An 18384-nucleotide genomic window follows, 5' to 3' on the forward strand; every position below is an offset into this window, starting at 1 on the left:
CATGGCAAAAACAGCGGCAGCACTGCATATCCTTGTTAAAGAAGAGAAACTGGCTCTGGATCTTCTGGAGCAGATTAAAAATGGCGCAGATTTCGAGAAGCTGGCTAAGAAACACTCTACCTGTCCTTCCGGCAAAAAAGGCGGTCACCTCGGTGAATTCCGTCAGGGCCAGATGGTTCCGGCGTTTGATAAAGTGGTCTTCTCCTGCCCGGTGCTGGAGCCAACTGGCCCACTGCACACTCAGTTCGGTTACCACATCATTAAAGTGCTTTACCGCAACTAAGCAGCAAAAAGCCCGGTGGCGGCTTCGCCTTACCGGGCCTACATTCGGGGATTCCTCTAAGCATTTCGATTTGCAGGAAGGCGGCAAATAAGCACAGTCCAGGAGCATAGATAACTATGTGACCAGGCTGTGCGAATGCAGCCAACGCATCTGCAAGTCGAAAGGCGACGAGGAATCAGCCTGCCACCGCAATACGCTTCATATCTTTCATATAACCGCGCAGCGTATGACCCACGCTCTCAATCGCATGGCTTCGAATCGCTTCGTTCACGTCGCGCAGTTGGGCGTTATCTACCGCGCCTTCCGCTATCGCTTTGCCCAGATCGCCTGCCTGCAGAGTGGTCATGAACTCTTTCAGCAGCGGAACGCAGGCGTAAGAGAACAGATAGTTACCGTATTCGGCGGTATCGGAGATAACCACGTTCATTTCATACAGACGCTTACGGGCGATGGTGTTGGCAATCAGCGGCAGCTCGTGCAGAGACTCGTAGTACGCCGACTCTTCGATGATGCCGGAATCCACCATGGTTTCGAACGCCAGTTCAACGCCCGCTTTTACCATCGCAATCATCAGAACACCTTTGTCGAAGTATTCTTGCTCGCTGATTTTTCCGTCAAACTGCGCAGCGGTTTCGAACGCGGTTTTCCCCGTCTCTTCACGCCAGGTCAGCAGCTTCTTATCGTCGTTGGCCCAGTCCGCCATCATGCCGGAGGAGAATTCACCGGAAATGATATCGTCCATATGTTTCTGGAACAGCGGTGCCATGATCTCTTTCAGCTGCTCAGACAGTGCGTAAGCACGCAGTTTTGCCGGGTTAGAAAGACGATCCATCATCAGCGTAATGCCGCCCTGTTTCAGCGCTTCGGTGATGGTTTCCCAGCCGAACTGAATCAGTTTTTCTGCATAAGCCGGGTCGGTACCTTCTTCCACCAGCTTATCGAAGCACAGCAGTGAACCCGCCTGCAGCATACCGCACAGAATCGTCTGCTCACCCATCAGGTCAGATTTCACTTCTGCCACGAAGGAAGATTCCAGAACACCCGCACGGTGACCGCCGGTAGCCGCTGCCCATGCTTTCGCGATCGCCATCCCTTCACCTTTCGGATCGTTTTCCGGGTGAACGGCGATCAGCGTCGGCACGCCGAATCCACGTTTGTACTCTTCACGCACTTCGGTGCCCGGGCATTTTGGCGCCACCATGACGACGGTGATATCTTTACGGATCTGCTCGCCCACTTCAACGATGTTGAAACCGTGAGAATAACCCAGCGCCGCGCCGTCTTTCATCAGCGGCTGAACAGAGCGCACAACGTCGGAGTGCTGTTTGTCCGGCGTCAGGTTAACAACCAGATCTGCCTGCGGGATCAGCTCTTCGTAGGTGCCCACTTTGAAGCCGTTTTCGGTCGCTTTACGCCATGAAGCACGCTTCTCAGCAATCGCTTCTTTACGCAGGGCATAAGAGATATCCAGACCGGAATCACGCATGTTCAGACCCTGGTTCAGGCCCTGTGCGCCACAGCCGACGATGACTACTTTTTTCCCCTGAAGGTAGCTTGCGCCATCGGCAAATTCATCGCGTGCCATGAAGCGGCATTTGCCCAGTTGCGCCAGCTGCTGACGCAGATTCAAAGTATTAAAGTAGTTAGCCATGGTGATGCCTCGTCGTTATGTGTCGTGCTTATTGTTCGGATCGCTTATGCGAGAATGAACTTACTATATGACAGGAAATTTATTGCGGAAATTGATATATTCACAACGTCACGTTGCAATTTCTGCAATGCAAAATCGTGGAGTGCGAGCTGTGGATTTACGCGATCTCAAAACCTTTCTGCATCTGGCAGAAAGCCGTCATTTTGGCCGCAGCGCACGGGCCATGCACGTCAGTCCCTCTACGCTCTCCCGGCAGATCCAACGCCTGGAAGATGACCTCGGTCAGGCGCTGTTTATCCGCGATAACCGCACGGTGACGCTTACCGAAGCAGGGGAAGAGTTACGCACCTTCGCCCAGCAGACGCTGCTGCAGTATCAACAGTTGCGACATACTATCGATCAGCAAGGGCCGTCTCTCTCTGGCGAGCTGCATATTTTTTGTTCCGTCACGGCAGCCTATAGCCACTTACCGCCCATCCTTGACCGCTTTCGCGCCGAGCACCCATCGGTTGAAATCAAGCTCACTACCGGTGATGCCGCTGACGCGATGGAAAAGGTGGTGACGGGTGAAGCGGATCTGGCGATTGCGGGCAAGCCCGAAACGCTGCCCGGTGCGGTCGCGTTTTCGATGCTCGAGAATCTGGCCGTCGTGTTAATCGCTCCGGCGCTTCCGTGCCCGGTGCGTAATCAGATATCCGTCGATAATCCTGACTGGTCAACGGTACCGTTTATCATGGCCGATCAAGGTCCGGTTCGCCGCCGTATCGAGCTATGGTTCCGTCGGCAAAAAATCAGCAACCCGTCGATCTACGCAACCGTAGGCGGGCATGAAGCGATGGTGTCGATGGTGGCGCTCGGCTGTGGCGTGGCGTTGCTGCCGGAAGTGGTGCTGGAAAATAGCCCGGAACCGGTGCGTAATCGCGTGATGATCCTGGAACGCAGCGATGAGAAAACGCCGTTTGAGCTTGGCGTATGCGCACAAAAAAAGCGGCTACATGAGCCGCTTATTGATGCGTTCTGGCAGATTTTGCCAAACCACTAACCCGCCAGGAAGAACCTGAACGCCGGGTTATGGGTTTCGTCGTGGCAATCGTAGCCCAGTTCGTTGAGCCGTGTCTCGAAATCCGGCTCGTGCTCGCCCAGTTCAAATGCCGCTAAAACACGACCGTAGTCAGTACCGTGGCTACGATAATGGAACAGAGAAATGTTCCAGTGCGCCCCTAGCGTATGCAGGAATTTGAGCAATGCGCCTGGCGACTCCGGGAACTCGAAGCTGAACAGACGTTCCTGTAACGGCTTCGACGGACGGCCCCCTACCATATAGCGCACATGCAGCTTCGCCATTTCGTCATCGGAAAGATCCACAACGCTATAACCGCCTTCATGAAGCAGGCTCAGGATCTCTTTACGCTCTTCCAGCCCGCGACTCAGACGCACACCGACAAAAATGCAGGCATCTTTGGCATCGGCAAAACGGTAATTAAACTCCGTCACCGAGCGCCCGCCCAGCAGCTGGCAGAATTTCAGGAAACTGCCTTTCTCTTCCGGAATGGTGACAGCCAGCAACGCTTCACGCTGTTCACCCAGCTCGCAGCGTTCGGAAACATAGCGCAGGCCGTGGAAGTTAACGTTCGCGCCGGACAACACATGCGCCAGCCGTTCCCCGCGAATGTTGTGCTGAGCGATGTATTTTTTCATCCCGGCCAGCGCCAGGGCGCCAGACGGCTCCGCCACCGCACGGACGTCTTCGAACAAGTCTTTCATGGCGGCGCAAATCGCATCGCTGTCGACGGTAATGATGTCGTCGAGATACTCCTGACACACGCGGAAGGTCTCATCGCCGATGCGTTTGACCGCCACGCCCTCTGCAAACAGGCCCACGCGCGGTAAGTCCACCGGATGACCAGCGTCCAACGCGGCTTTCAGGCAGGCAGAATCTTCCGCTTCCACCGCAATCACTTTGATTTGCGGCATCAACTGTTTGATGAGCACCGCCACACCTGCCGCCAGACCGCCACCGCCGACCGGGACAAACACCCGATCGAGATGCGCGTCCTGTTGCAACAGCTCCAGCGCCAGCGTGCCTTGCCCTGCAATCACCATCGGGTGATCGAAAGGAGGAACCCAGGTAAAGCCCTGCTGCTGCGCCAGTTCGATGGCGCGCGCCTTCGCTTCATCAAAATTGGCACCGTGAAGCAACACTTCGCCACCGAAACCACGAACCGCGTCCACTTTGATATCCGCCGTGGCCACCGGCATCACGATCAGTGCTTTCAGCCCTAAACGCGCGGCAGAAAACGCCACGCCCTGGGCGTGATTCCCCGCTGATGCGGTGATGACACCGCGCGCTTTTTGCTCTTCCGTCAGTCCCGCCATCATCGCGTAAGCCCCGCGCAGCTTAAAGCTGTGAACAGGCTGGCGATCTTCGCGTTTCACCAGGATCACGTTGTCGAGACGTGAAGAGAGCTTTTCCATTTTTTGCAGAGGCGTGACCTGCACGGCCTCGTAGACCGGTGCACGCAGCACCGCCCGCAGATATTCCGCCCCCTCAGGGGCGGCGGATAAGGGTTGTGATTCAGCCATCATTAGCCCCCAAGTTTGGATTTATCGCGCACCGCGCCTTTATCCGCACTGGTGGCAAGGGTGGCATAAGCACGCAGAGCGAAAGAGACCTGACGCTGACGATCTTTTGGCGTCCAGGCTTTGTCGCCACGGGCTTCCTGTGCTTCACGACGCGCGGCGATTTCCTGCTCACTCAGCTGCAGTTGAATGCCGCGGTTCGGGATGTCGATGGCAATCATGTCACCGTCTTCGATAATGGCGATATTGCCGCCACTCGCCGCTTCCGGAGAAACGTGGCCGATAGACAAGCCGGACGTGCCGCCGGAGAAACGACCGTCGGTGATCAGCGCACAGGCTTTGCCCAGGCCCATCGACTTCAGGAAGGTGGTCGGATAGAGCATTTCCTGCATGCCCGGTCCGCCTTTTGGCCCTTCATAGCGAATCACCACAACATCACCCGCCACCACTTTCCCGCCCAGAATCGCTTCTACCGCATCGTCCTGGCTTTCGTAGACTTTCGCCGGACCGGTAAATTTCAGGATGCTGTCGTCCACGCCTGCGGTTTTGACGATACAGCCATTTTCTGCAAAGTTGCCGTACAGTACCGCCAGACCACCGTCTTTGCTGTATGCGTGTTCCAGAGAGCGAATACACCCTTCAGCACGATCGTCATCCAGCGTGTCCCAGCGGCAATCCTGAGAAAATGCCTGCGTAGTACGAATGCCTGCCGGACCGGCGCGGAACATTTTCTTCACCGCCTCGTCTTTGGTCAGCATCACGTCGTACTGCTCCAGCGTTTGCGGCAGGGTCAGACCGAGAATGTTTTTCACTTCACGGTTCAGCAAACCGGCGCGTTCCAGCTCACCGAGAATACCCAGCACGCCACCGGCACGGTGAACGTCTTCCATATGATATTTCTGGGTGCTCGGCGCGACTTTACACAGCTGTGGCACTTTGCGGGAGAGTTTGTCGATGTCACTCATGGTGAAATCAATTTCCGCTTCTTGCGCCGCGGCCAGCAGATGCAGAACGGTGTTAGTGGAGCCGCCCATGGCAATATCGAGAGTCATTGCGTTCTCGAATGCCGCTTTGTTGGCAATATTACGCGGCAGCGCGCTGTCGTCATCTTGCTCGTAATAACGTTTCGTCAGCTCCACAATGCGAGTACCGGCGTTGAGGAACAGCTGTTTGCGGTCAGCATGGGTTGCCAGCAGCGAGCCATTGCCCGGCTGTGAAAGACCCAGCGCTTCGGTCAAACAGTTCATAGAGTTAGCGGTGAACATCCCGGAACAGGAGCCGCACGTTGGACACGCAGAGCGCTCAACCTGATCGCTCTGCTCATCAGAAACTTTCGGGTCCGCGCCCTGAATCATCGCATCGACCAGATCGAGTTTGATGATCTTGTCGGAAAGCTTGGTTTTACCGGCTTCCATCGGGCCACCAGAGACAAAGATCACCGGAATGTTCAGGCGCAGAGAAGCCATCAACATCCCGGGGGTGATTTTGTCGCAGTTGGAGATGCAGACCATCGCATCGGCACAGTGGGCGTTGACCATGTACTCGACCGAATCAGCGATTAGCTCGCGAGACGGCAGTGAATAGAGCATGCCCCCGTGGCCCATCGCGATACCATCATCGACAGCGATAGTATTGAACTCTTTCGCCACGCCGCCGGCAGCTTCGATTTGCTCGGCGACCAGTTTACCGAGATCGCGCAGGTGGACGTGACCCGGCACAAACTGGGTAAAGGAGTTAACCACGGCGATAATCGGCTTTCCGAAGTCGGCGTCGGTCATCCCGGTTGCGCGCCACAGCGCGCGGGCACCGGCCATATTACGGCCGTGGGTGGTGGTGGCGGAACGATACTTAGGCATGCTCTTTTACTCCCGTCTATCTGTAAAATGGGACGGTGCGTGCCGTCCCATTGTTTTATTTAGGATTAACTTGATCCAACCAGCCCCATTTATCTTCCGTTTCACCGGTAAAGAGGCCAAAGAATGCTTGCTGAATACGTTTGGTGACCGGGCCACGGCGGCCTTCGCCTACCTGAATACCATCGACGCTGCGAACAGGGGTGATTTCTGCCGCGGTGCCAGACATAAATACTTCATCTGCCAGATACAGCGATTCGCGGGACAGGACCTGTTCGCGAACCTCGATACCCAGATCTTTCGCCAGCTTGATGATCGCATCACGGGTGATGCCCGGCAGTGCAGAGGAGGTGAATGGCGGGGTGAACAGAATGCCGTCTTTCACTTCGAACAGGTTTTCCCCCGCCCCTTCAGAGATATAGCCATTTACGTCTAAGGCGATACCTTCCTGATAGCCATGACGGCGTGCTTCGCTCCCCACTAACAGAGAGGACAGATAGTTACCGCCCGCTTTAGCGGCAGTTGGGATGGTGTTTGGCGCGACGCGATTCCAGGAAGAAACCATTGCGTCGATCCCCTGCTCCAGCGCTTCTGCACCGAGATAAGCCCCCCACGGGAACGCGGCAATGATAACGTCAGTGGAGTAACCGGCTGGCGGGTTAACGCCCATGCCGACATCACCCACGAAAACCAATGGACGAATATAGGCGCTGGTCAGGCCGTTTTTACGAATCACTTCGCGGCACGCTTCCATCAGCTCATCAACGCTTTGAGACACCGGGAAACGATAAATTTTGGCTGAGTCATGCAGACGCTGCATGTGTTCGCGATGGCGGAACACCACTGGTCCTTTGTGAGAGTCGTAGCAACGGATACCTTCAAACACAGAAGTACCGTAGTGCAGGGCGTGTGACATCACGTGTACCGTGGCATCTTCCCAACGAACCATCTCACCGTTGAACCAAATGTAATCAGCTTTCTTTGTCGTCATTTTCTCTTCCTGTCACGCTTAAGCGCGGATTTGTTGTGATGTGGTTGTGCTCTGGCAGATGGTAACGTGGGCAACATCGACCAGTTTATTTAACTGGCTAAACAGTAAGTCGACCGACCGTGGGCTGGCAACGGTCAATTCGATATTTATGTTCTGGGCATCGGTGGCGGTTTCCATATTCATGGCACAAATCTGAAAACCCCGGTGACGGACTACGCGCAATACGCGTTCTAATGTTTCTGGGTTGAAGCGGGCCTGAACGGCGACCTGATGTTGCATCATGATAATTTCTCCATCATTTGTGCGTTACTGGCACCGGGCGGCACCAACGGCCAGACATTCTCAAGCTCATCGATTGAGACATGAAGCAGATAAGGCCCTTCGCTGGACAGCATAGTGTCGAGTGCCGCTTCAACCTGGTCTTTACGGGTGATGTGCTGGCCAGGAATGCCGAAGGCGCTGGCCAGTACGAGGAAATCGGGATTATCCGTGAGCGTGGTTTCGCTATAGCGTTCCTGGAAAAAGAGCTGTTGCCACTGGCGAACCATCCCCAAACGCTGGTTATCCAGTAACAGGATTTTCAGCGGCAGCTGTTTGCGTTTGACCGTGCCCAACTCCTGCACGTTCATCATGAATGAGCCATCGCCCGAAACGCAGATTACCGTGTCATTTGGGCGCGCAACCTGAGCGCCTACGGCTGCTGGCAGGCCGAAGCCCATTGTCCCGAGGCCGCTGGAAGTGATGAAGTTTTCCGGTCGGGTGTAGGTCATATGCTGAGCAGACCACATCTGGTGTTGCCCGACGTCGGTGGTCACCACGCTGTCCGCCGGTTTGCGATCAGACAGTTGTTTTAACAGCAGCGGAGCGTAAATTGCCTCGCCTGGATGATCGTAACGCCAGGCATTTTCTGCGCGCATCTGCGCTGTGTGTTGACGCCATGCATCAATGGACAAAGCCTGCTGCAATGCCGGCAGCAACGCATTCAGCTCGCCCTGCAGCGCGACATGCGCCTGACGCAATTTGTGCATTTCAGCCGGATCGATATCCATATGGATCACTTTCGCATTCGGCGCGAAGGTGTTGAGCTTACCGGTGACGCGGTCGTCGAAACGCGCTCCCACCGCAATCAGCAGATCGCACTCCTGAACCGCCAGGTTTGCAGCTTTGGTGCCGTGCATCCCTAACATCCCCAGATAATACGGGTAGTCAGCATCAACAGCCCCCAGACCTTTCAGAGTACAAGTTGCAGGGATCTGCGTTGCGGCGATAAATTCGCGCAGCGCCGGAACCGCCTGAGCCATGCCCACGCCACCACCGACGTACAACATCGGTTGTTGAGCCTGAGCCAGCATCTGACGGGCCTCTTCAACTTCCGCATACGGGAAGCTGTCTTCATTAGTGACAGTGGAGAAATGGGGCTCCAGATCGCCAAACGCGAGCTGGATATCTTTCGGAATATCAACCAGAACCGGTCCAGGGCGCCCTGAGTTAGCGACCTGGAACGCTTCTGCCATCACGCGCGGCAACTCTTCAAGCGATTGCACCAGAAAGCTGTGTTTAGTGCATGCCAGGGACAATCCGAGGACATCGACCTCCTGGAAGGCATCGGTACCGATGAACGGTGAGGCAACCTGCCCGGTGATGGCCACAACGGGAACAGAATCAAGCAACGCGTCCGCCAGACCAGTGATCAGGTTGGTGGCACCAGGCCCGGATGTCGCCATGCAGACGCCCGTTTTCCCCGTCGCGCGGGCAAAACCAATCGCGGCCATGGCTGCGCCTTGCTCGTGACGGCACAACAGATGTTCCACGCCGCCGTCATACAATGCATCGTAAATCGGCATAATTGCGCCACCCGGATAACCGAATACGGTTTCGACTCCCTGCGCGCGCAACGCATGTACTACCCATTGTGCTCCGTTCATAGTTAGTTCCCCGTCATAAATATGGAGAAACAGAATTTTATGCTAGTTGTCATTCTCTGCTCCTCGCTTTAGTTTTTAAGTCATAAAAAAACCCCCGGACCTTTCGGTGCGGGGGTCTTAGTTCGTTAAGGCTTGTTTTTTAAGCCTTTCCTCGTCCAAGTGCAGCCCCGCACGGTGGGATAATAATCACCACCACGCTAATCACGACCAGGCTAATCACTAGTAGAAGGGCTGTCATTTTGATTTCTTTTGGCATCTTGTTCGAAGGAATACCTAAAGAGGTAACACAGATAATAAATTCAACACAAGAAATATTTATGGCTGAATTTCTGATCCCGCTAACTGTTCTGCGGAAAATGTTTGTTTTATATGAAGAAAAAAGAAAATGAATATTTTTCATTTTTTACAACGCCCTCCTGGTCACCGATATGCTCTTTTTCACGCCTTTGCGAGCCTGATTCAGCCATAAAGCAACGGTTACAAAGTTTGATAAAAAAACCTGAACGCGCATCGTATTGCTGCTAATTGTCACTAAAAAACAAAAAAAGACGCTGGCACAGTAGCCGTTTAAGGAGGCGCTTATGTCGCTGTCGGTTGTATATACTCGTGCTGCATTAGGGGTTCAGGCCCCTCTCATCTCGGTGGAAGTCCATCTGAGTAATGGTCTCCCCGGCTTAACGCTTGTTGGACTCCCTGAAACCACGGTGAAAGAGGCCAGAGACCGCGTTCGCAGCGCGATCATTAATAGCGGTTATACGTTCCCGGCAAAGAAGATCACCATTAACCTGGCTCCCGCCGACTTGCCTAAAGAGGGTGGGCGATATGATTTACCTATCGCTATAGCGCTTCTCACCGCCTCTGAGCAACTCAACGCTCCCAGACTGAATACGTACGAGTTTGTGGGCGAACTGGCGCTTACAGGCGCCTTGAGGGGCGTTCCTGGTGCAATCTCGGGAGCGTTAGCCGCTTTGAAAGCAGGAAGGCAGATAATAGTCGCCACGGAGAACGCGCCCGAAGTCGGACTTATCGAGGAGAAAGGTTGCCTGATAGCAGGGCATTTACAGGAGGTGTGCGCTTTCCTCGAAGGACGCCATGAGCTTGCAGAACCTGAAGAGAATCGACTGACTGCCCCGGATACCCGTGAAGACCTGAGCGATATTATTGGCCAGGAGCAGGGAAAGCGTGCGCTGGAGATCACCGCAGCAGGCGGGCACAACCTGTTGCTCATCGGTCCTCCCGGTACAGGGAAGACAATGCTGGCCAGCAGACTTAACGGACTGCTGCCTCCATTGAACAATCAGGAGGCGCTTGAGAGCGCAGCAATTATTAGTCTGACAAATTCAATTGCCCTCCAGAAACAATGGCGGAAACGACCGTTTCGCTCCCCGCACCACAGCGCTTCACTCAGTGCGATGGTCGGTGGTGGTTCAATTCCTGAGCCCGGCGAGATCTCACTGGCGCATCACGGCATACTGTTTCTTGATGAACTACCGGAGTTTGAAAGGCGAGTCCTGGACGCACTGAGAGAGCCTATCGAATCGGGACAGATTCATATTTCTCGTGCTCGGGCCAAGATTAGCTACCCGGCGCAATTCCAGCTCATTGCGGCCATGAATCCCAGCCCTTCAGGCCACTATCAGGGAAATCATAATCGGAGCACACCCGAACAGACTCTTCGCTACCTGGGTAGATTATCTGGCCCTTTCCTCGACCGTTTCGATTTATCACTTGAAATCCCCTTACCGCCACCCGGAGTGCTTAGCAAGAAAAATGCAACAGGTGAAGGTAGCAGCGCCGTACGGCAAAGAGTTATGGATGCTCAGCAACGTCAGTACCTACGCCAGAACAAACTGAATGCGCGTCTCGATAATGCAGAAATTCGTACGCTTTGTTCACTTGCCGACGATGATGCTCGCTGGCTGGAAGAGACGCTGACGCGATTTGGGCTGTCAGTACGGGCGTGGCAGCGCTTATTGAAGGTAGCGAGGACTATCGCTGATTTAGAGGGAAATGAGGGAATTGAAAGACGGCATTTGCAGGAAGCGCTGAGCTATCGCGCAATAGACCGTTTGCTACTGCATCTGCAAAAGATGCTGACGTAAAAAAGGGGCCGAAGCCCCGTTTTTATATCGTATCAGTCGTCGGATTCGGTGTAGTCTTCAGCACCTTCGACCTGTGGCTTACCGCCAGATAGTGTATGAAAACGCTTTGGTCTCTTGATGCGAGCCATATATTTGATCCATACACGTTCCGCTTCAGATACAGGCTCACGTTCTCCACGGCAAACGGCAACAAACAGTTTTTCGTCTTCAGTTGCAGGCTCACGTTTCCCCAGATCCAACTCGTTAAAGGCATAACCATGGCGCTCAAGCATTTGCGCCTCTTTGATGGTGAAATCGCCATGACGAGAGAACCCGCGCGGGTAATTTTTATTGTCGAAAAAACGATTAGTTGTCGTAAAGCTTTCCGCCATCCTACACGCTCCTAATTCTTTGGCCGAGCTATTTATGGCGCGGAGTATTAGTTACGCTTGACAGAGCGTCAAACAAAACATTTAAATCATAACGACAAATAATTTTGCGGAGAAAGATGTGGATACGGAATTGCTAAAAACTTTCCTCGAAGTGAGCAGAACGCGTCACTTTGGGCGAGCAGCGGAAGCACTCTACCTGACTCAGTCAGCGGTGAGTTTTCGTATTCGCCAGCTTGAGAATCAACTGGGTGTAAATCTTTTTACCCGACATCGCAACAACATACGATTAACCGCAGCCGGAGAGAAGCTCTTACCCTACGCTGAAACGCTGATGAACACCTGGCAAGCAGCGCGAAAGGAGGTAGCACATACCTCCAGATATAATGAGTTTTCAATCGGTGCCAGCGCGTCTTTGTGGGAATGTATGCTGAGTCAGTGGCTTACGCGTCTGTACAATGCTCATAATAACCTGCAGTTTGACGCCAGAATCGCACAGCGGCAGTCGCTTGTTAAGCAGTTACATGAACGCCAGCTGGATCTTTTGATCACGACAGAAGCCCCCAAAATGGACGAATTTAGCAGCCAGATCCTGGGGCAATTCAGCCTTGCGCTCTATGCTTCTGAACCCGCCGTAATGAAGGCCGACCTCAACTACTTGAGGCTGGAGTGGGGACCTGATTTCCAACAGAATGAGACAGGTTTGATCGCAGCCGATGAAGTTCCCCCGCTAACAACCAGCTCAGCAGAGATAGCTTGCCAACAGTTGCCTGCGTTGAAAGGTTGCACCTGGTTGCCAGTGCATTGGGCGGATCAGAAACCAGGGCTGCACAGGGTTACCGACTCAGCAACGCTGTTACGGCCTCTCTACGCCATTTGGCTTGGGAACAGCGATAAACATGCACAAATAAAAGATCTTTTGAAAATCAATGTAATGGATTAACAAGGAAGGCTTGCAGGGACGCAAGAAAGAGGACGTTTGAGGGTATATTCAAAGCAAAAAAAATCCTTTGCCTAAGCAAAGGATTATTATATGGCAGGGGCGGAGAGACTCGAACTCGCGACACCCGGTTTTGGAGACCGGTGCTCTACCAACTGAGCTACGCCCCTAAATTTTTCTTACTATTAAGCCTGCTTGTTTAGCAGGCTTAATTTTTATAATAAGTGGCGGAACGGACGGGACTCGAACCCGCGACCCCCTGCGTGACAGGCAGGTATTCTAACCGACTGAACTACCGCTCCACCGAAGACTTCTGTAACCACCGGATTAATGCACCGGCTTACTACTTAATTTGATGCCTGGCAGTTCCCTACTCTCACATGGGGAGACCCCACACTACCATCGGCGCTACGGCGTTTCACTTCTGAGTTCGGCATGGGGTCAGGTGGGACCACCGCGCTAAAGCCGCCAGGCAAATTCTGTTACCAACACGCTTCTCCGCGCATCAGTTAATCTGTATCAAGCTGAATATCGTCTCTTTCCGCCAAAACATCTTCGGCGTTGTAAGGTTAAGCCTCACGGTTCATTAGTATCGGTTAGCTCAATGCATCGCTGCACTTACACACCCGACCTATCAACGTCGTAGTCTTCAACGTTCCTTCAGGACTCTTAAAGAGTCAGGGAGAACTCATCTCGGGGCAAGTTTCGTGCTTAGATGCTTTCAGCACTTATCTTTTCCGCATTTAGCTACCGGGCAATGCCATTGGCATGACAACCCGAACACCAGTGATGCGTCCACTCCGGTCCTCTCGTACTAGGAGCAGCCCCCCTCAATTCTCCAGCGCCCACGGCAGATAGGGACCGAACTGTCTCACGACGTTCTAAACCCAGCTCGCGTACCACTTTAAACGGCGAACAGCCGTACCCTTGGGACCTACTTCAGCCCCAGGATGTGATGAGCCGACATCGAGGTGCCAAACACCGCCGTCGATATGAACTCTTGGGCGGTATCAGCCTGTTATCCCCGGAGTACCTTTTATCCGTTGAGCGATGGCCCTTCCATTCAGAACCACCGGATCACTATGACCTGCTTTCGCACCTGCTCGAGCCGTCACTCTCGCAGTCAAGCTAGCTTATGCCATTGCACTAACCTCCTGATGTCCGACCAGGATTAGCTAACCTTCGTGCTCCTCCGTTACTCTTTAGGAGGAGACCGCCCCAGTCAAACTACCCACCAGACACTGTCCGCAACCCGGATTACGGGTCTACGTTAGAACACCAGCCATTAAAGGGTGGTATTTCAAGGTTGGCTCCACGCAGACTGGCGTCCACGCTTCAAAGCCTCCCACCTATCCTACACATCAAGGACCAGTGTTCAGTGTCAAGCTATAGTAAAGGTTCACGGGGTCTTTCCGTCTTGCCGCGGGTACACTGCATCTTCACAGCGAGTTCAATTTCACTGAGTCTCGGGTGGAGACAGCCTGGCCATCATTACGCCATTCGTGCAGGTCGGAACTTACCCGACAAGGAATTTCGCTACCTTAGGACCGTTATAGTTACGGCCGCCGTTTACCGGGGCTTCGATCAAGAGCTTCGCCTTGCGGCTAACCCCATCAATTAACCTTCCGGCACCGGGCAGGCGTCACACCGTATACGTCCACTTTCGTGTTTGCACAGTGCTGTGTTTTTAATAAACAGTTGCAGCCAGCTGGTATCTTCGACTGGTTTCAGCTCCGTCCGCAGGGACTTCACCTACACACCAGCGTGCCTTCTCCCGAAGTTACGGCACCATTTTGCCTAGTTCCTTCACCCGAGTTCTCTCAAGCGCCTTGGTATTCTCTACCTGACCACCTGTGTCGGTTTGGGGTACGATTTGATGTTACCTGATGCTTAGAGGCTTTTCCTGGAAGCAGGGCATTTGTTACTTCAGCACCGTAGTGCCTCGTCATCACACCTCAGCGTTGGATAAGAGTCCGGATTTACCTAAACTCTCCGCCTACATGCTTAAACCGGGACAACCGTCGCCCGGCTAACATAGCCTTCTCCGTCCCCCCTTCGCAGTAACACCGAGTACAGGAATATTAACCTGTTTCCCATCGACTACGCCTTTCGGCCTCGCCTTAGGGGTCGACTCACCCTGCCCCGATTAACGTTGGACAGGAACCCTTGGTCTTCCGGCGAGCGGGCTTTTCACCCGCTTTATCGTTACTTATGTCAGCATTCGCACTTCTGATACCTCCAGCAAACCTCACAGTTCACCTTCAACGGCTTACAGAACGCTCCCCTACCCAACAACGCATAAGCGTCGCTGCCGCAGCTTCGGTGCATGGTTTAGCCCCGTTACATCTTCCGCGCAGGCCGACTCGACCAGTGAGCTATTACGCTTTCTTTAAATGATGGCTGCTTCTAAGCCAACATCCTGGCTGTCTGTGCCTTCCCACATCGTTTCCCACTTAACCATGACTTTGGGACCTTAGCTGGCGGTCTGGGTTGTTTCCCTCTTCACGACGGACGTTAGCACCCGCCGTGTGTCTCCCGTGATAACATTCTTCGGTATTCGTAGTTTGCATCGGGTTGGTAAGCCGGGATGGCCCCCTAGCCGAAACAGTGCTCTACCCCCGAAGATGAGTTCACGAGGCGCTACCTAAATAGCTTTCGGGGAGAACCAGCTATCTCCCGGTTTGATTGGCCTTTCACCCCCAGCCACAAGTCATCCGCTAATTTTTCAACATTAGTCGGTTCGGTCCTCCAGTTAGTGTTACCCAACCTTCAACCTGCCCATGGCTAGATCACCGGGTTTCGGGTCTATACCCTGCAACTTAACGCCCAGTTAAGACTCGGTTTCCCTTCGGCTCCCCTATACGGTTAACCTTGCTACAGAATATAAGTCGCTGACCCATTATACAAAAGGTACGCAGTCACCTAACAAGTAGGCTCCCACTGCTTGTACGTACACGGTTTCAGGTTCTTTTTCACTCCCCTCGCCGGGGTTCTTTTCGCCTTTCCCTCACGGTACTGGTTCACTATCGGTCAGTCAGGAGTATTTAGCCTTGGAGGATGGTCCCCCCATATTCAGACAGGATACCACGTGTCCCGCCCTACTCTTCGAGTTCACAACGCGTGCATTTTTGTGTACGGGACTATCACCCTGTACCGTCGGACTTTCCAGACCGTTCCACTAACACGCGCGCTGATTCAGACTCTGGGCTCCTCCCCGTTCGCTCGCCGCTACTGGGGGAATCTCGGTTGATTTCTTTTCCTCGGGGTACTTAGATGTTTCAGTTCCCCCGGTTCGCCTCATGCCACTATGTATTCATGACATGATAGTGTGTCGAAACACACTGGGTTTCCCCATTCGGGTATCGCCGGGTCAAAGGTTCATATCACCTCGCCGACGCTTATCGCAGATTAGCACGCCCTTCATCGCCTCTGACTGCCAGGGCATCCACCGTGTACGCTTAGTCGCTTAACCTCACAACCCGAAGATGTTTCGTAAAACATCGTCGTGTTGCGAAAATTTGAGAGACTCGAACACACCGCCTGTCTGTTCTTATTACGGAGAACAGACACAGTGTGTCGTTTCAATTTTCAGCTTGATCCAGATTTTTAAAGAGCAAAACTTCGCAGTGAACCTTTTCAGGTACACTCTGAAGTTTTCTTGTTTTCAGCAGTAAAAGGATGGTGGAGCTATGCGGGATCGAACCGCAGACCTCCTGCGTGCAAGGCAGGCGCTCTCCCAGCTGAGCTATAACCCCATCGCAAAGACTAAATCTCATTACCGGTAATTTAGACTGAGACAAGGCGTGGAATGACGAAGCATACTGAAGTATGCGAGTCTTTTCACAACGCAGTATCAGGATAAATTTGGTAGGCCTGAGTGGACTTGAACCACCGACCTCACCCTTATCAGGGGTGCGCTCTAACCACCTGAGCTACAAGCCTGCAGAGATTTTTTACTGCTTATTTTTCATCAGACAATCTGTGTGAGCACTACAAAGGCAGGTTCTTTCAGGTAAGGAGGTGATCCAACCGCAGGTTCCCCTACGGTTACCTTGTTACGACTTCACCCCAGTCATGAATCACAAAGTGGTAAGCGCCCTCCCGAAGGTTAAGCTACCTACTTCTTTTGCAACCCACTCCCATGGTGTGACGGGCGGTGTGTACAAGGCCCGGGAACGTATTCACCGTAGCATTCTGATCTACGATTACTAGCGATTCCGACTTCATGGAGTCGAGTTGCAGACTCCAATCCGGACTACGACGCACTTTATGAGGTCCGCTTGCTCTCGCGAGGTCGCTTCTCTTTGTATGCGCCATTGTAGCACGTGTGTAGCCCTACTCGTAAGGGCCATGATGACTTGACGTCATCCCCACCTTCCTCCAGTTTATCACTGGCAGTCTCCTTTGAGTTCCCGGCCGAACCGCTGGCAACAAAGGATAAGGGTTGCGCTCGTTGCGGGACTTAACCCAACATTTCACAACACGAGCTGACGACAGCCATGCAGCACCTGTCTCACGGTTCCCGAAGGCACTAAAGCATCTCTGCTAAATTCCGTGGATGTCAAGAGTAGGTAAGGTTCTTCGCGTTGCATCGAATTAAACCACATGCTCCACCGCTTGTGCGGGCCCCCGTCAATTCATTTGAGTTTTAACCTTGCGGCCGTACTCCCCAGGCGGTCGACTTAACGCGTTAGCTCCGGAAGCCACTCCTCAAGGGAACAACCTCCAAGTCGACATCGTTTACGGCGTGGACTACCAGGGTATCTAATCCTGTTTGCTCCCCACGCTTTCGCACCTGAGCGTCAGTCTTTGTCCAGGGGGCCGCCTTCGCCACCGGTATTCCTCCAGATCTCTACGCATTTCACCGCTACACCTGGAATTCTACCCCCCTCTACAAGACTCTAGCCTGCCAGTTTCGAATGCAGTTCCCAGGTTGAGCCCGGGGATTTCACATCCGACTTGACAGACCGCCTGCGTGCGCTTTACGCCCAGTAATTCCGATTAACGCTTGCACCCTCCGTATTACCGCGGCTGCTGGCACGGAGTTAGCCGGTGCTTCTTCTGCGAGTAACGTCAATCACTGCGGTTATTAACCACAATGCCTTCCTCCTCGCTGAAAGTACTTTACAACCCGAAGGCCTTCTTCATACACGCGGCATGGCTGCATCAGGCTTGCGCCCATTGTGCAATATTCCCCACTGCTGCCTCCCGTAGGAGTCTGGACCGTGTCTCAGTTCCAGTGTGGCTGGTCATCCTCTCAGACCAGCTAGGGATCGTCGCCTAGGTGAGCCGTTACCCCACCTACTAGCTAATCCCATCTGGGCACATCTGATGGCAAGAGGCCCGAAGGTCCCCCTCTTTGGTCTTGCGACGTCATGCGGTATTAGCTACCGTTTCCAGTAGTTATCCCCCTCCATCAGGCAGTTTCCCAGACATTACTCACCCGTCCGCCGCTCGTCACCCGAGAGCAAGCTCTCTGTGCTACCGCTCGACTTGCATGTGTTAGGCCTGCCGCCAGCGTTCAATCTGAGCCATGATCAAACTCTTCAATTTAAGTTTGATGCTCGTGAATTAAACTTCGTAATGAATTACGTATGTTCACTCAGAGACTTGGGTATTCATTTAGCGTCTTGCGACGTTTAGAATCCATGTCACTTTGAGTGCCCACACAGATTGTCTGATAAATTGTTA

General features: G+C 53.5%; 13 protein-coding genes, 4 tRNA genes and 3 rRNA genes. 4 read left to right on the plus strand and 16 right to left on the minus strand.

The window, feature by feature from the left end; translation table 11 throughout:
- The first annotated feature begins 1 nt into the window (after position 1).
- Positions 2 to 283 (plus strand): peptidylprolyl isomerase PpiC, encoded by a 282-nt coding sequence (ppiC, locus tag SOM82_RS20155; RefSeq protein WP_015960967.1) that lies wholly within the window; start codon positions 2 to 4, stop codon positions 281 to 283.
- A 175-nt stretch (positions 284 to 458) separates the two neighbouring features.
- Here the strand turns inward: ppiC and ilvC are convergent, their stop codons facing one another.
- The gene (ilvC, locus tag SOM82_RS20160) at positions 459 to 1934 is read right to left on the minus strand and encodes a ketol-acid reductoisomerase (RefSeq protein WP_154128950.1); all 1476 of its coding nucleotides are present in this window, start codon (positions 1932 to 1934) and stop codon (positions 459 to 461) included.
- Positions 1935 to 2085: 151 nt separating this feature from the next.
- Between ilvC and ilvY the strand changes: the two genes are divergently transcribed.
- On the plus strand, positions 2086 to 2976 hold the full coding sequence (gene ilvY / locus SOM82_RS20165; protein ID WP_320461509.1) for an HTH-type transcriptional activator IlvY: 891 nt from the start codon (positions 2086 to 2088) through the stop codon (positions 2974 to 2976).
- Here ilvY and ilvA read toward each other — a convergent pair.
- The 7 genes from ilvA to ilvL all read right to left on the minus strand — a co-directional run bounded on the left by ilvA (position 2973) and on the right by ilvL (position 9521).
- Positions 2973 to 4517: a threonine ammonia-lyase, biosynthetic gene (gene ilvA, locus SOM82_RS20170; protein WP_320461516.1), complete on the minus strand. Its 1545-nt coding sequence runs from the start codon at positions 4515 to 4517 to the stop codon at positions 2973 to 2975. The genes ilvY and ilvA overlap by 4 nt on opposite strands.
- 2 nt (positions 4518 to 4519) lie before the next feature.
- A complete protein-coding gene (gene ilvD, locus SOM82_RS20175; protein ID WP_320461510.1) occupies positions 4520 to 6370 on the minus strand; it encodes a dihydroxy-acid dehydratase in 1851 nt (616 codons plus the stop codon).
- 55 nt (positions 6371 to 6425) lie between these two features.
- Entirely contained in the window at positions 6426 to 7358 is a 933-nt protein-coding gene (ilvE, locus tag SOM82_RS20180; RefSeq protein WP_320461511.1) for a branched-chain-amino-acid transaminase, read from the minus strand.
- A gap of 18 nt (positions 7359 to 7376) precedes the next feature.
- The gene (gene ilvM / locus SOM82_RS20185) at positions 7377 to 7640 is read right to left on the minus strand and encodes an acetolactate synthase 2 small subunit (RefSeq protein ID WP_320461512.1); all 264 of its coding nucleotides are present in this window, start codon (positions 7638 to 7640) and stop codon (positions 7377 to 7379) included.
- A complete protein-coding gene (ilvG, locus tag SOM82_RS20190; protein WP_154128955.1) occupies positions 7637 to 9283 on the minus strand; it encodes an acetolactate synthase 2 catalytic subunit in 1647 nt (548 codons plus the stop codon). The genes ilvM and ilvG overlap by 4 nt, the downstream gene beginning before the upstream one ends.
- A gap of 2 nt (positions 9284 to 9285) precedes the next feature.
- Positions 9286 to 9336: a peptide IlvX gene (gene ilvX, locus SOM82_RS20195; protein ID WP_414672135.1), complete on the minus strand. Its 51-nt coding sequence runs from the start codon at positions 9334 to 9336 to the stop codon at positions 9286 to 9288.
- Positions 9337 to 9422: 86 nt separating this feature from the next.
- Entirely contained in the window at positions 9423 to 9521 is a 99-nt protein-coding gene (gene ilvL, locus SOM82_RS20200; RefSeq protein ID WP_023620831.1) for an ilv operon leader peptide, read from the minus strand.
- Positions 9522 to 9864: 343 nt separating this feature from the next.
- On the opposite strand from ilvL, the gene SOM82_RS20205 reads away from it, so the two are divergent.
- A complete protein-coding gene (locus tag SOM82_RS20205) occupies positions 9865 to 11385 on the plus strand; it encodes a YifB family Mg chelatase-like AAA ATPase (RefSeq protein WP_320461513.1) in 1521 nt (506 codons plus the stop codon).
- Positions 11386 to 11417: 32 nt separating this feature from the next.
- Here the strand turns inward: SOM82_RS20205 and SOM82_RS20210 are convergent, their stop codons facing one another.
- Positions 11418 to 11756: a MaoP family protein gene (locus SOM82_RS20210; RefSeq protein ID WP_154128957.1), complete on the minus strand. Its 339-nt coding sequence runs from the start codon at positions 11754 to 11756 to the stop codon at positions 11418 to 11420.
- A 118-nt stretch (positions 11757 to 11874) separates the two neighbouring features.
- Between SOM82_RS20210 and hdfR the strand changes: the two genes are divergently transcribed.
- Positions 11875 to 12696 (plus strand): HTH-type transcriptional regulator HdfR, encoded by an 822-nt coding sequence (hdfR, locus tag SOM82_RS20215; RefSeq protein ID WP_320461514.1) that lies wholly within the window; start codon positions 11875 to 11877, stop codon positions 12694 to 12696.
- A gap of 91 nt (positions 12697 to 12787) precedes the next feature.
- Here hdfR and SOM82_RS20220 read toward each other — a convergent pair.
- The 7 genes from SOM82_RS20220 to SOM82_RS20250 form a co-directional block, all read right to left on the minus strand.
- Positions 12788 to 12863: transfer RNA gene (locus SOM82_RS20220), tRNA-Trp, on the minus strand.
- A 55-nt stretch (positions 12864 to 12918) separates the two neighbouring features.
- Positions 12919 to 12995 (minus strand) — tRNA-Asp (locus SOM82_RS20225).
- A 55-nt stretch (positions 12996 to 13050) separates the two neighbouring features.
- A 5S ribosomal RNA gene (rrf, locus tag SOM82_RS20230) occupies positions 13051 to 13166 on the minus strand.
- Positions 13167 to 13258: 92 nt separating this feature from the next.
- Positions 13259 to 16165, minus strand: a 23S ribosomal RNA gene (locus tag SOM82_RS20235).
- A gap of 207 nt (positions 16166 to 16372) precedes the next feature.
- Positions 16373 to 16448 (minus strand) — tRNA-Ala (locus SOM82_RS20240).
- Positions 16449 to 16558: 110 nt separating this feature from the next.
- A tRNA-Ile gene (locus tag SOM82_RS20245) sits at positions 16559 to 16635 on the minus strand.
- A 71-nt stretch (positions 16636 to 16706) separates the two neighbouring features.
- A 16S ribosomal RNA gene (locus tag SOM82_RS20250) occupies positions 16707 to 18246 on the minus strand.
- Together the 16S, 23S and 5S rRNA genes with 4 tRNA genes alongside form the textbook arrangement of a ribosomal RNA operon.
- Positions 18247 to 18384 lie beyond the last annotated feature (138 nt).

The organism is Lelliottia sp. CFBP8978 (assembly GCF_034046055.2).
GTDB lineage: Bacteria > Pseudomonadota > Gammaproteobacteria > Enterobacterales > Enterobacteriaceae > Enterobacter.

What these genes read in the sequence shown, in the direction of transcription:
- SOM82_RS20210 (WP_154128957.1), bottom strand. Translation starts at nt 11,756, where the DNA reads ATGGCGGAAAGCTTTACGACAACTAATCGTTTTTTCGACAATAAAAAT.
- ilvC (WP_154128950.1), bottom strand. Translation starts at nt 1,934, where the DNA reads ATGGCTAACTACTTTAATACTTTGAATCTGCGTCAGCAGCTGGCGCAA.
- ilvG (WP_154128955.1), bottom strand. Translation starts at nt 9,283, where the DNA reads ATGAACGGAGCACAATGGGTAGTACATGCGTTGCGCGCGCAGGGAGTC.
- ppiC (WP_015960967.1), top strand. Translation starts at nt 2, where the DNA reads ATGGCAAAAACAGCGGCAGCACTGCATATCCTTGTTAAAGAAGAGAAA.
- ilvL (WP_023620831.1), bottom strand. Translation starts at nt 9,521, where the DNA reads ATGACAGCCCTTCTACTAGTGATTAGCCTGGTCGTGATTAGCGTGGTG.
- ilvM (WP_320461512.1), bottom strand. Translation starts at nt 7,640, where the DNA reads ATGATGCAACATCAGGTCGCCGTTCAGGCCCGCTTCAACCCAGAAACA.
- ilvE (WP_320461511.1), bottom strand. Translation starts at nt 7,358, where the DNA reads ATGACGACAAAGAAAGCTGATTACATTTGGTTCAACGGTGAGATGGTT.
- ilvD (WP_320461510.1), bottom strand. Translation starts at nt 6,370, where the DNA reads ATGCCTAAGTATCGTTCCGCCACCACCACCCACGGCCGTAATATGGCC.
- SOM82_RS20205 (WP_320461513.1), top strand. Translation starts at nt 9,865, where the DNA reads ATGTCGCTGTCGGTTGTATATACTCGTGCTGCATTAGGGGTTCAGGCC.
- ilvA (WP_320461516.1), bottom strand. Translation starts at nt 4,517, where the DNA reads ATGGCTGAATCACAACCCTTATCCGCCGCCCCTGAGGGGGCGGAATAT.